The 12,479-nt window shown below is 73.6% G+C and carries 9 protein-coding genes and 1 pseudogene; all 10 read right to left on the bottom strand.

Translation table 11 applies throughout. The features are described from left to right. Positions 1-143 precede the first annotated feature (143 nt). Entirely contained in the window at positions 144-1,286 is a 1,143-nt protein-coding gene (locus tag ABZ478_RS34315; protein ID WP_359555801.1) for a sugar phosphate isomerase/epimerase family protein, read from the bottom strand. Between the two features lie 12 nt (positions 1,287-1,298). After that, positions 1,299-2,703, bottom strand: a pseudogene (locus ABZ478_RS34310) (nucleotide pyrophosphatase/phosphodiesterase family protein). Beyond that, complete coding sequence (eboE, locus tag ABZ478_RS34305; protein WP_359555798.1) at positions 2,700-3,869, bottom strand: metabolite traffic protein EboE; 1,170 nt, start codon at positions 3,867-3,869, stop codon at positions 2,700-2,702. The pseudogene ABZ478_RS34310 and the gene eboE overlap by 4 nt, the downstream one beginning before the upstream one ends. 5 nt (positions 3,870-3,874) lie before the next feature. After that, positions 3,875-4,723 (bottom strand): TatD family hydrolase, encoded by an 849-nt coding sequence (locus ABZ478_RS34300; protein WP_359555795.1) that lies wholly within the window; start codon positions 4,721-4,723, stop codon positions 3,875-3,877. Then, positions 4,723-5,358 (bottom strand): EboA domain-containing protein, encoded by a 636-nt coding sequence (locus tag ABZ478_RS34295; RefSeq protein WP_359555792.1) that lies wholly within the window; start codon positions 5,356-5,358, stop codon positions 4,723-4,725. Before ABZ478_RS34295 ends, ABZ478_RS34300 begins: the two co-directional genes overlap by 1 nt. After that, positions 5,355-6,251, bottom strand: coding sequence for a sugar phosphate isomerase/epimerase family protein (locus ABZ478_RS34290; protein ID WP_359555789.1), 897 nt, complete (start codon positions 6,249-6,251; stop codon positions 5,355-5,357). The genes ABZ478_RS34295 and ABZ478_RS34290 overlap by 4 nt, the downstream gene beginning before the upstream one ends. Before the next feature lie 72 nt (positions 6,252-6,323). After that, a complete protein-coding gene (locus ABZ478_RS34285) occupies positions 6,324-7,166 on the bottom strand; it encodes an SCO3242 family prenyltransferase (protein WP_359555886.1) in 843 nt (280 codons plus the stop codon). Between the two features lie 251 nt (positions 7,167-7,417). After that, positions 7,418-8,542 (bottom strand): inositol-3-phosphate synthase, encoded by a 1,125-nt coding sequence (locus tag ABZ478_RS34280; RefSeq protein WP_359555786.1) that lies wholly within the window; start codon positions 8,540-8,542, stop codon positions 7,418-7,420. A 90-nt stretch (positions 8,543-8,632) separates the two neighbouring features. Then, on the bottom strand, positions 8,633-9,967 hold the full coding sequence (locus ABZ478_RS34275) for a ThuA domain-containing protein (RefSeq protein WP_359555783.1): 1,335 nt from the start codon (positions 9,965-9,967) through the stop codon (positions 8,633-8,635). 14 nt (positions 9,968-9,981) lie between these two features. Then, entirely contained in the window at positions 9,982-12,468 is a 2,487-nt protein-coding gene (locus tag ABZ478_RS34270) for a PQQ-dependent sugar dehydrogenase (protein ID WP_359555780.1), read from the bottom strand. Positions 12,469-12,479 lie beyond the last annotated feature (11 nt).

Raw genomic sequence — 12,479 nt, 5'->3', positions numbered from 1 at the left:
CCCGTCAACTGTCCCCACATGTCTGCGGATGGGCAGTGTAGGGCCGGTGGGACGGACCCGACAGAGGGAGTCCGGGACGGTGTCCGCCGGGGCGGCGCAGGGCCGTACCGGGGTACGGCACGGCCCTGCGCCGCGGCCCGTCGCTAGCAGCGCAGGGCCGCCAGGTTGCGGTAGCCGATCGCGGCGTGCTCCAGGGACTGGCCCGGCTTGGTGCCGCTCGGGGCGTTGTCCTGCTCGACCATCGGGTTGTGGTAGTTGCGGTGGCCGACACGGGAGAAGAACGTCGTGTAGTCGATGACGCCGGTGCCGAACGGGACCATGTCGTAGCCCATCCCGTTGGTGTTGTTGACGACGCCGTCCTTGGCGTGGAACAGCGGGTAGCGCTTGTCGTGGCGCTCGACCAGGCCGGCCGGGTCGAAGATGTCGGTCGGTGTGGAGCCGTCGTGGGCGGTGTAGGTACGGAACTTGTACTGGGCCACGTGCGCCCAGAAGATGTCCATCTCCAGCCAGACCAGCTTGGGGTCGGTGATGGACAGGAAGTACTCCAGCTTGCGGATGCCGGAGCTGCGGGTGGGGCGGCCCTGGGCGTCGAGCGGGCCGCCGTCGAGCAGGAAGCCGTAGGCCGCGTCGTGGTTGTGGGTGTACAGCTTCAGTCCCTCGCGGCGGGCGAGCGCGCCGAGGGCGTGCCACTTGTCGGCGGCCACGTCCCAGTCGGCCTTGTAGGAGCTGCTGGTGGGGTCGCCGCCGGTGCCGACGTGGGCCATGCCGAGAATGTTGGCGATCTCCAGGTGCTTCTTGAAGGTGTCCAGGTCGGCGCTGCCGAGCGGCCAGGAGCCGGGGATGAAGCCGTGGTTGCCCTGGGCGCGCAGTCCGTTGTCGTCCAGCCAGCGGCGCAGCAGCCTGGCACCCTCGACGGACTCCAGGTTCCCGCCGCCGGGCGCGTTGGCGTGCTGGCCGTAGCCGGCGAACTCGACCTGGCGGTAGCCGAACCGGGCCAGTTGCTCGAACACGGCGCGGAAGCCGGAGGGGAGGGAGGTGGTCAGCGGGTCACGGCCGATCGCGTCGCGCACGGTGTAGAGGATGATGCCGCGCTTGTCCGCGGGCACCAGCGTGTGGCCCTCGCCGGTGTCGGCCGCCGCCTTGGGCGCGGCGTGCACCGGGGCGGCGCCGAGGACGGGCGCGGCGATCGCGGCCGCCGCGACGGCGGTGCAGGTGCTCAGGAAGCCGCGGCGGCCGATGCCGAGGCTGCGACGCAACTGGTCGTCGGTGTCATGGGTGTTGTTCACGGGTGCCTTCCCTCAGGACGGGTCGCCGGTGCCGAGGCCGGCGAGTTCGAGCAGGAGTGACTTCACGTCGGTGGCCGCGATGCGGTCGCCGACGGCGCGGGGGGGTGGAGCACAGGAGGAGCGGACCGTCGTCGTCGCTCGTGGGCAGCCGGCCGTGGCTGCCGCGGATGGGTGAGGGGTCCAGGGGGACGACCGCCATGCGGTAGCGCAGCCCGGCCTTCTTGCGGGCGAGGGCGGCGGCGGCCCTGAGCTTCACATAGGGGTCGAGCGGGTCCATGAACAGCTCGACCGGGTCGTATCCGGGTTTGCGGTGGATCTCGACCAGCCGCGCGAAGTCGGGCGCGCGGTCGTCGTCCAGCCAGTAGTAGTACGTGAACCAGGAGTCCGGTTCCGCGACGGCGACGAGTTCGCCGGCGCGGGGGTGGTCCAGGTGGCGGGCCTTCTTGCCCTCGTCGTCGAGGAGTTCGCCGATGCCGGGGAGCCCGTCGAGCGCGGCCCGGGTGGCGGCGAGGTCCTCGGGACGGCGGACGTAGACGTGGGCGATCTGGTGGTCGGCGACGGCGAAGGCGCGTGACGCCATCGGGTCGAGGTACTCCATGCCGTCCTGGGTGTGCACCTCCAGCAGACCGGCGCGGCGCAGGGCCCGGTTGATGTCGACGGGCCGGCTCACCGGGGTGATGCCGTACTCGGACAGGGCGACGACCGTACGGCCCTCCTCCCGGGCGTCGTCCAGCAGCGGGGCCATGGCCGCGTCGAGGTCGGCGGCCGCCCGCAGGGCGCGGGGGTCGTCGGGGCCGTGGCGCTGGAGGTCGTAGTCGAGGTGCGGGAGGTAGCAGAGCGTCAGGTCGGGCCGGCGGGTGCGGATCACGTGCCGGGTGGCGTCGATGATCCAGCGGCTGGAGACCAGGTCGGCGCCGGGCCCCCAGAAGTGGAAGAGCGGGAACGTGCCGAACTTTTCGGTGAGTTCGTCGTGCAGGGCGGGGGGCCGGGTGTAGCAGTCGGGTTCCTTGCGGCCGTCGGCGTAGTAGACCGGGCGCGGGGTGACGGTGATGTCGGTGTCAGCGCCCATCGCGTACCACCAGCAGATGTTGGCGACGGTGTAGCCGGGGTGGGCGCGGCGGGCGGCGTCCCACACCTTGTCCCCGGCGACCAGCCCGTTGTGCTGGCGCCACAGCAGGACGTCGCCGAGTTCGCGGAAGTACCAGCCGTTGCCGACGATGCCGTGCTCGGCGGGCGGGGCGCCGGTGAGGAAGGTGGACTGGGCGGCGCAGGTGACGGCGGGCAGGACGGTGCCCAGGTGGGCCCGGGAGCCTGCGGCGGCGAGGGCCTGGAGGTGCGGCATGTGGTGGAGCAGTTTCGGGGTGAGACCGACGACGTCGAGGACGAGCAGTGGGGTGGGCCGGCCGGTCGCGGTCATGGCAGCTCCTTCAGGCCGAGGTCGGTCAGCAGGTCGCGGGCGAGGGCGAGTTCGGCGGTTATGCCGTCGGTGAGCCGGTCGCGGGCGCTGGGGCGCAGCCCGGGCGGGAGCGCCTGCCAGGTGTAGGTCTCGACCTCCAGGTGCCGGGTGAGCGGGCGGGGGCCGCCCACGAGGCGGGCGAGCGCGGTCTTGAGCACGGGGAGGGTGGCGGTCAGGGGTGCCGCCGGGGCCGCGTGCAGCGGGACGTGGAAGTGGGCCCGCCAGGGGGTGCCGGTGGGCAGGGTGTCGCCGCCGAGGGCCTCGTCGAGGTCGTCGGTGCCGTGCCGTCCGGTCTCGGTGACGGTGCGGGTCTGGTGCAGGAAGCGGGGCTCGGCGAAGGCGGCGAGGGCGGTGCGGACGTCCGGCCGTGCGGGGTGTTCGGCGTGCAGCGCGGCGGAGAGCTGGGACTTGACGACGGGTACGCCGGCGGCTGCGAGGGCGTCCAGCGCGGCGCGCGGCTCCTCGAAGGAGGTGGCGAGGTGGCAGGTGTCCACGCAGACGCCGATGCGGGGGTGTGCCACGGCGGTGAGCGGGGCCAGGGCGTCGCCGGTGGTCTCCACGGTGCAGCCGGGCTCGGGCTCCAGACCGACCCGGACGGAGCGGCCGGTCAGTTCCGCCAGGGCGTCCAGGCGCTCGGCGAGGGTCAGCAGGGCCTGGTGCCCGGCGCGGGCCCGGTCGGCGCTCCAGGCGGTGCGCCAGCCGAGCGGCAGGGTGGAGATGCTGCCCTCGGTGACGTCCTCGGGCAGCAGCGCGGCGAGGATCCGGGCCAGCGCCGTGGTGTGCGCGAGGCGCTCCGGGTCGGCCCAGTCGGGCCGGTACACGCGGTACTTGACCTCGGCGGCGCCGAACCCCTCGTACGGGAAGCCGTTGAGGGTGACGACCTCCAGGCCGCGCCGGCGCAGTTCGCGGCGCAGGGTGCGCAGGGCGGAGGGGTCGCCGTCCAGGGTGCGGGCGGCGTCGCGGGCGAGCCAGAGGCCGATGCCGAGGCGGTCGCGGCCGAGGCGGCGGCGCACGGGCTCGCAGTGGTCGCGGAGCTGGGCGAGGACGCCGTCCAGGGTCTCCGCGGGGTGGACGTTGGTGCAGTAGGCGAGGTGGACGGTGGTGCCGTCGGGGTGGCGCAGCCGCATCGCGGTCACTCCCCGCCGCGCAGCAGGGAGTTGCCCTCGTGGGTGGCCTCCGGCGGGCGGGTCTCCAGTTCGAGGCGACCGCTGAGGCCGTAGAAGGCGACGGGGTTGCGCCACAGCACCCGGTCGACCTCGTCCTCGGTGAAGCCCTCCGCGAGCATCAGATCGGCGACCCGGCGGGTCTTCAGCGGGTCGCTCCTTCCCCAGTCGGCGGCGGAGTTCACCAGCACCCGGTCGGGTCCGTACGCCCGCAGGATCGCCACCATCCGGTGCTCGTCCATCTTGGTGTCGGGGTACACCGAGAAACCCAGCCAGCAGCCGCTGTCCTTGGCCTCCTCGACGGTCGTCTCGTTGAGGTGGTCGACGAGGACCCGGTCGAGGGGCAGGGCGGACTCGCGGACGGCGTCGAGGGTGCGGCGCAGCCCGGCGAGCTTGTCGCGGTGCGGGGTGTGCACCAGCGCGGGCAGACCGTGGTCGGCGGCCAGTTGGAGCTGTGCGGCCAGGGCCTTGTCCTCGGCCGGGGTCATGGAGTCGTAGCCGATCTCACCGACGGCGACGACGTGGTCCTTGACCAGATAGCGGGGCAGTTCGTCCAGGACGGGCAGACAGCGGGGGTCGTTCGCCTCCTTGGGGTTGAGGGCGAGCGTGCAGTGGTGGGCGATGCCGTACTGGGCGGCGCGGAACGGCTCCCAGCCGAGCAGCGAGTCGAAGTAGTCGAGGAAGGAGGCCGGCGAGGTGCGGGGCTGGCCCAGCCAGAACGAGGGCTCCACGACGGCGCGGACGCCCGCGGCGCGCATGGCCTCGTAGTCGTCGGTGGTGCGGGAGGTCATGTGGATGTGGGGGTCGAACAGGCGCATCAGGACTCCTCGCGGGGCTGCGCGGCCAGGGTCAGGAGGTGGTGGAGGCCGCTGGGCACGGGCCGGCCGGCGGCCGTGCGTTCGGCTGCGAAGTCGGCCAGCATGCGGGCCAGTTCGGTGTCGCCGCGGGCCCGTTCGTCGAGGCCGGCGACCAGGTCGACGGGGACTCCGGTGAACAGGCACTTGAGGACGGCGTGCCGCCAGGCGTGGGGTTCGAGGTGGCGGGCTCCGTAGGGGCCGAGGGCGGCGGCGACCAGGCGGGTGTCGTTGGTGCGCAGGGCGTCCTCGACCAGCCCGACGGCGTCGGGCCCGGGGACGAGACGGGGCAGGGCGTGCAGGACGGCCCGTCGTTCGGCGGCGGTGCCCTGGTGGTAGACGCGGCTGAGCACGGTCGCGTCGGCGCGGGCCGCGTGCAGGATGAGGACGCGGACGGCGTCGGCGTGCCGGGTGCCGCAGCGGCGGCCGGCTTCCGCGAGGCGCAGCTCCCACACGGAGATCGGCCCGCGCCCGCCGGAATGGGCGGCGGCCTCCTCAAGGGCCCGGTGGAACCAGGCGCGGGCGTCCGGGTCGAGGTGGGTGTCGAGGTGGTCGCGGAGGGCCTCGGGTCCGGTGTCCGCGACGGGTGGGGTGTTCATGCGGTGCTCCGTTCTGGCACGGCCGCGGTGTCCGGGCCACCGGTGGCCGCGGCGCGCAGGAACGGCAGGGACGCCTCCGCGTACCGGGGGCCGGCGTGGGAGTGGCGGGGCAGTTCCACGACCGTCAGTCCGCGGTATCCGGTCGATACGAGGGCGGCGAGGACGGGCGGGAAGTCGATCTCTCCCTCGCCGAACGGGAGGTGCTCGTGGACCGGGCGCCGCATGTCCTCGATCTGGACATGCCGCAGCCAGGGCGCGGCGGCGCGCACGCAGTCCTCGGGCGGCAGGGGTTCCAGGCACTGGCAGTGGCCGATGTCGAGGGTGAGGCCGAGGGCGGGCGGGTCGCCCAGCAGGCCGCGCAGGTGGTGGAAGTCGGCGAGGGTGGCCAGCAGATGGCCGGGTTCGGGTTCGACGGCGAGCGGGACCCCGGCGGCGTCGGCCGCCTCCACGACGGGGGCCAGGGCGGCGGCGAGCCGGGGCCAGGCCGTGGCGCGGTCGCTGCCAGGCGGAACGATTCCGCTGAAGCAGTGCACGGCGTGCGCGCCGAGGTCGGCCGCCACCCGGACCGCGCGCAGCAGCAGGTCCACGCGCCGCAGACGCTCCCGCGGGTCCGGGTCCAGGAGCGAGGGGCCGTGCTTGCGGCGCGGGTCGAGGACGTAGCGGGCACCGGTCTCCACGGTCACCGTGAGCCCCAGTTCGGCGAGGCGGCGGGCGACCTGCCGGGTGCGGTCGGCGAGGCCGGGGGCGAGCGGGTCGAGGTGCATGTGGTCGAGGGTCAGTCCGACACCGTCGTAGCCGAGATCGGCGAGGAGGGCGAGGGCGTCGCCGAGCCGGAGGTCGGTGAGGCCGTTGGTGCCGTAGCCGAAGCGCAGGGCCGATGGCTGGGGGGTCATGCGGGGTTCACCTTCCTGCCGGCCGGGACGTCGGTACGGATGCGCGGGGCGGGGACGCCGGTCGCCCGGGCGTCATGTGAGGCTCACCCGCCTCGCGAACCGGCGGGCCAGTGGGCCGAGGGCCGCCGTGACGAGGGCGGTCGTGGTGGCTCCGGCGCGGGCGGCGAGGGCGGCCTGCAGCGGGATCGTGGCGCGGATGCCGGCCCCGACCGCGCGCTGGGTGAGCGGCGGCGAGGGGTTGAGCGCGGCGTGCAGGTAGGGGCGGGCGGCGGTCGCGGCGTAGCCGGCGGCGAGGGCGGTGCCGAGGAGGGTGGGCGGTCGCGATGGCAGTGCCCGCGCCAGCAGCGCCGTCACGGTCAGGGCCGCGAGCGGGACGAGCGGGGAGCCGGTGCGGGTCTCCTGGCGGGAGACGGCGGTGACGGCGAGGGTGTGGGTGCCGAGCAGTGCGGCCGGGGCCAGCGCCGGGCGGACGCGGCCGGTGGTGGCCGCGGCCCCGAGCAGCAGGTCGAGGCCGCGGGCGGCGGCCATCGCGCCCGGGCCGGCGGGTGTGCGCTTCAGGCCGAGGTCGTACGACCAGACGGTGGCCGCGAGCGGCACGGCGACCGTCAGCGCGGGGCGGCCCGCGCGGGTGGCCAGCGCGAGACCGGCGACCGTGAGCGCGCAGGCCGCGGTGAGGGCCGCGGCGGGGCGGACCCGGCCCGACGGGAGGGGCCGGTGCGGGCGTTCGACGGCGTCCTCCGCCCGGTCCGCCCAGTCGTTGAGCGCCATCCCGGCCTCGTACAGACACAGCGAGCAGCCGACGGCGAGCAGCGCGCGCCGGCCGGGCCGCCCGGCCCCGGCGGCGGCACCGGCGAGCGCGTCCCCCGGAACGGTGAACAGCGCGGGCAGCCGCAGCAGTTCGGCCCAGGCCTTCAGCCGGCCGGAAAGGCCGGAAGGGGGTGTGGTGGCCGAGGGGGGACGGGAGCCGGCGGAGTCCCCCGGCACCGCGACCGGGCCGGCCGCGCGGGTTCCACCGGCCGCGACCGCTCGGGTGCGCCCGTCCTCCGATCCGTCCCCGGCCCGACGGCACCGGGCGGCGGTGACCGGGGCCGCTCCCGCGGCCGGGCGGGCCCGCGTGGCGGACAGCGTCCGCGGGCCCGGTGCCGCGGCCCATCCAGGCAACCGGATCACTCGCCCTCCCCCAGCCGCGCGGCGAACCGCACCAGTTCCGCGTACTGCTCCGCCAGTGCCGCCGGGGCGCTGCCTACCGGGTCCTTGAAGAAGAAGGCCAGTTCGGCGAGGGGTCCGGTCAGGCCGCGTGCGTGGGCGCGGGCCGTGAGGCGGGCCAGGTCGAGGACGAGGGGTGCGGCGAGGGCCGAGTCGCAGCCCTGCCAGATCGTCTGCAGAATCATGCGGGTGCCTAGGAAGCCGTCGAAGGCGATGTGGTCCCAGGCGGTCTTCCAGTCGCCGAGCGCCGGCACGTCGTCGATGTGGACCTCGCCCTCGGGCGTGCCGCCCAGGGTGTCGGTGAGCACGCGTTCCTTGCCCGCGTTCTTGGCCGCGGCGGCGGCCGGGTCGGCCAGCGAGGCGCCGTCGCCGCCGCCGAGCAGGTTGGTGCCGGACCAGGCCCGGACGTCCAGTGCCCGGTGGGCGAACATGGGGCCGAGGACGGAGCGCAGCAGGGTCTGGCCGGTCTTGCCGTCACGGCCCGCGTACGGCACCGCGCTCGACGCGGCGAGCGGGGCGAGGGACGGGTGGTGCAGGCCGGCCGACGGGGTGAAGTTGACGTAGGGGCAGCCGGCGCGCAGGGCGGCCGCCGCGTACAGGGCGCTGGGCGGCAAGTGCGGTCCGGCCGGGACCGGTTCCGTGGAGGCGACGTTCACGACGACCGCGCGGGCCAGCCCGTGCCGTCGTACGAAGTCCTGGATGTCGGCGGCGAACGCGGCGATCAGCCCGTCCTCGTCCCGGGTGTCGCCGGGCAGCGGGCCGCCCGGCCTGATCTCCCGTTCGGCCTCGGCGAGTTCGGCCTCGACGGCGGCGGGCAGTCCGGGCGGGAGGACGCCGCCCGCGGCCAGTTCCTCGGCGCGCTTGGGCAGCGGGCAGTCCGTGATGTCATGGCCGCCGAAGACCAGGGACGACCACGCGGGCAGGCCGCTGCCGGCGAAGGCGGGCGCCTCGGTGACCAGACCCGTGGGCGGGCGCAGGCCCGCCGTCACGGCGGCGCATCCGGCGACGACGGTGGTGGCGACCGAGCCACGGGCCCCGACGAGCCAGACGCCGGTGCGAGGGGGGCGGGAGAGGGACGCGGACATGAGCAGCCTCCTTGTCCAGGGCATGAACTCCCCGTGAGGGAAGGGAAGGTGACGGCGGGCGGGAGTCCGGCGTCTCCCGCCCGCCGCCGTTCAGTGGCCCTTGCCGGGCAGTTCCTTGATCCGGACGTCACGGAAGGACACCTGGTCGCCGGCCCCGTGGTTCTGCAGGCCGATGTGTCCGTCGGTGAGGCTCCGGGCCGGGTCGGTGTTGGTGAAATCGTTGATCTTCACGCCGTTGAGCCAGATCCGCAGGCGTTCGCCCTGGACCCGGATCTCGTACGTGTTCCACTCCCCCGGCGGGTTCAGCGCGCGGTCGCGCTTCTTCAGGTCGGCGGACTTGAAGCCGTAGACGGACCCCGTGGTCTTTTCGGGCACGTCGGTGGCGTCGATCTGGATCTCGTAACCGTTGTCCACGGCCGACCACGGGTCGTCCGAGGGCGGGAAGCCCACGAACACACCGGAGTTGTCGTCGCCGGCCGTCTTCCAGTCGAGCTTCAGCGAGTACGAGCCGAAGCTCCTGCCCGCGTACCAGAGCAGGCCCATCCCGCCGGTCGAGGTGAGCGTGCCGTCGGCGGAGAGGGTGAAGGAGCCGGGGCCGGCCTGCTTCCAGCCGTCCAGGGAGGCGGAGGTGCCGTCGAACAGCCGGCTGTATCCGTTCTCCGGGCGGCAGTCCGCCCGCACGTCACCGATCGCGTACCGCAGCCCGCCCAGCAGGTGGGCGCGGAACGCCGGGTCGGTGTACGACTCCTTCGTGTGGCCGCCCCCGGTGTAGAAGGCGCGGCCGCCCTGGTACTCCTGGCACCAGGCGATGGGGTGGTCCCCCGCCATGGTGCCGCCGGAGTACGACGCCTCGTCGAGCGAGGCGAGGACGTGCGCCCGCTCGCGGGGGTTGGAGCGGTAGTTGTACCACTCGTCGGTGCGCTCCCAGGTACGCCCGAGGTGCGCCGTGGCCGGGTGGGCGCGGTCCTCGACGTTCACGGTGGCGGGCTGGATCGCCGGGTGGTTCTGGAACCAGGCGCCCGCGAGGCCGCCGTAGAACGCCCAGTCGTACTCGGTGTCGGCGGCGGCGTGGACGCCGACGTAGCCTCCGCCGTGCCGGATGTACCCCTCGAACGCCTCCTGCTGGGCGGTGTCGAGGACGTCACCGGTGGTCGCCATGAACAGCACGGCGTCGTAGCGGCTGAGGTTCTTGCCGGTGAAGGCTCCGGCGTCCTCGGTGGCGTCGACGGTGAAGCCGTTCGCCGCGCCGAGCTGCCTGACGGCCGTGATGCCCTCGGGGATCGAGTCGTGCCGGAAGCCGGCGGTCTTGGAGAAGACCAGGACACGCTTGGCGTGGGCCGGGTCCGACACGGCGGGTGCGGTCACGCAGCCGAGGAGCAGGGCGGCGCCGAGCGCCGCGGTGGTGATCCTGCCTGTTGGTCGCACGGTGTGTCCTCCTCTCAGCCGGTGGTGAAGGTGAAGTCGTCGACGTCGAACAGGGCGCCGCTGCCGCCCTTGAAGACGAGGTGGAGAGTGGTGGTGCCGCCGGGTGCGCGGGACAGACCGGCGGTGACGTCCTGGTAGGTGTCCCAGCCGCCGGTCACGGGGACTGTGGCCTTGCCGAGCAGGGTGCCGGTGGCCGATCCGGCGCGGACCTCGAGGGTGCCGCCGGCGCCGGCGGAGGCGACGCGCGCGGTGATCTTCTTGGCGTCGGAGAGGACGTACGGGGTGAAGGCGATCCAGTCGCCGTTGTGGATGTCGCCGACGGTCCTGGCGCCGTGAGCGCCGGTCCGGGCGGTCACCGTGACGCCGGAGGAGGTGCTGAAGTGCTCGGCCTGGCGGTGCCGGGGCTGCAGGACGCTGCGGGCGTGCGTGGTGAGCGCGTCCTGGCCGCCGCCTCCGCCGTCGGTGTACTGGGCGTCGAGGACACCGAAGATGTTCGCGTCCTCGTCGTGTCCGCCGTCGGCGCTGGTCTGGATGGTGCCGGAGCAGCCCTGTGCGGAGGTCAGCGGGTGGCCGTGGGTGTCGTGGCCGAGGATGAAGTTGACGGTTACCTTGGAGCAGTCGACCGCCTTGCCGTCCTCGGGGTCGGTGACCTTCACCTTGAACGGCACGGCGTCACCGAAGCTGAACAGCTGTCCGTCCTGCGGGAGTTCCAGGGTGACCTTGGGCGCGGTGTTGCCGACGACCACCTGGACGCTCGCGCTGCCGGTGCGGCCGGTGGTGTCCTTGGCGGTCACCGTGGCGGTGTAGGTGCCGTTCTTCTTGTACTTGTGCGTGGGGTCGGTGGCCGACGAGGTGGCTCCGTCGCCGAAGTCCCAGCTGTAGGTGAGCGCGTCGCCGTCCTGGTCGCTGGAGCCGGCCGAGGAGAAGGCCACCTTCAGCGGCGCCTGTCCCGAGGTGCGGTCGGCCGCGGCCTGGGCCACCGGGGAGTGCCCGTCGGTGGCGTTCTCGATGCGGAACAGGCCCGAGTTGTCGTCGCCGCCGAACCAGGAGGTGCCGTAGTCGAGCACGTAGAGGGCGCCGTCGGGGCCGAAGGCCATGTCCATCACCTGGGTGCCGCTCCAGGGGACGTCGTTGATCGACTGGACCTTGCCGTCGGCGTCGCTGGTGATGCGCTTGATCCAGCGACGGCCGAACTCACCGGCGAAGAAGTCGCCGTCGTAGGCCTCGGGGAACTTCACGGGTGAGTCGAGCGTGGCGTCGTAGTGGTAGACCGGGCCGCCCATCGGGGACTCGGAGCCGGTGCCGAACTCCGGGACGGACGGGCCGTCGTACGGGATCCAGGCCGGCTGGGCCGGGGGCAGGTCGGTGAGACCGGTGTTGTGCGGCGAGTCGTTCTTCGGTGCCGAGCAGTCGAACGTGGCGCCGGAGGCCTTCGTCGCGAAGTCGTAGTCGACGTACGGGTCGTTGGCGCCGGTGCAGTACGGCCAGCCGAAGTTGCCGGGCTTGGTGACGCGGGCGAACTCGACCTGGCCGGCCGGGCCGCGGCTGGGGTCGGCGGCGCCGGCGTCGGGGCCGTAGTCGCCGACGTAGAGGACGCCGGTCTTCTTGTCGACGCTGAACCGGAACGGGTTGCGGAAGCCCATCGCGTAGATCTCGGGCCGCGTCTTGGCCGTGCCCGGCGCGAAGAGGTTGCCGTCGGGGATGGAGTAGGAGCCGTCGGCGTTGACCTTGATGCGCAGGATCTTGCCGCGCAGGTCGTTGGTGTTGCCCGCGGTGCGCTGGGCGTCGAAGCCGGGGTTGCGGTCGGCGCGCTCGTCGAGGGGGCTGTAGCCGTCGGACTGGAAGGGGTTGGAGTCGTCGCCGGTCGACAGGTACAGGTTGCCGGCCGCGTCGAAGTCGATGTCACCGCCGACGTGGCAGCACAGGCCACGGGTGGTCTTGACGTCGAGGATCTCCTTCTCGCTGGCCTTGTCGAGGGTGCCGTCGCTCTTCAGCACGAAGCGGGAGAGACGGTTGACGCCGTCGAAGGGCGCGAAGTCGGCCGCCGTCCCGGTCTCGGGGGCGTCGCCGGCCGGGGTGTCCAGCGGGGGTGCGTAGTAGAGGTAGATGAAGCGGTTGTCGGCGAAGTCCGGGTCGACGCCCACACCTTGGAGGCCCTCCTCGTCGTGGGAGTACACGTCGAGCTTGCCGGCGATCCTGGTGTTGCCGGCCGCGTCGGTGAGGCGGAGCTCGCCGTCGCGGGAGGTGTGCAGCACCGAGCGGTCGGGGAGGACGGCGAGCGACATCGGCTCGCCGACCTCGGCCTCGCCCTTGGCGAGGGTGACCTGCTGGAAGTCCTCGGCCGCCGCGGTGGTGTCCTGGCCGGTGACGGCTGCGCCGGCCTGGGGGGTGGTCAGGGTCAGGGTGGCGCCGGCGAGCAGGGCGCCGCTCAGCAGCGCGACCGCCTTGCGCAGACGTGTTCTGTGGGTTCCGGTGCGGTTGGTGCGATCGTTCCCGTGCACGAAATGCCTCC

The organism is Streptomyces sp. NPDC005706 (assembly GCF_040631045.1).
Classification (GTDB): domain Bacteria; phylum Actinomycetota; class Actinomycetes; order Streptomycetales; family Streptomycetaceae; genus Streptomyces.
This window is presented reverse-complemented; position numbering and strand designations above follow the sequence as displayed.

What these genes read in the sequence shown, in the direction of transcription:
- ABZ478_RS34280 (WP_359555786.1), bottom strand. Translation starts at nt 8,542, where the DNA reads ATGTCCGCGTCCCTCTCCCGCCCCCCTCGCACCGGCGTCTGGCTCGTC.
- ABZ478_RS34290 (WP_359555789.1), bottom strand. Translation starts at nt 6,251, where the DNA reads ATGACCCCCCAGCCATCGGCCCTGCGCTTCGGCTACGGCACCAACGGC.
- eboE (WP_359555798.1), bottom strand. Translation starts at nt 3,869, where the DNA reads ATGCGGCTGCGCCACCCCGACGGCACCACCGTCCACCTCGCCTACTGC.
- ABZ478_RS34295 (WP_359555792.1), bottom strand. Translation starts at nt 5,358, where the DNA reads ATGAACACCCCACCCGTCGCGGACACCGGACCCGAGGCCCTCCGCGAC.
- ABZ478_RS34300 (WP_359555795.1), bottom strand. Translation starts at nt 4,723, where the DNA reads ATGCGCCTGTTCGACCCCCACATCCACATGACCTCCCGCACCACCGAC.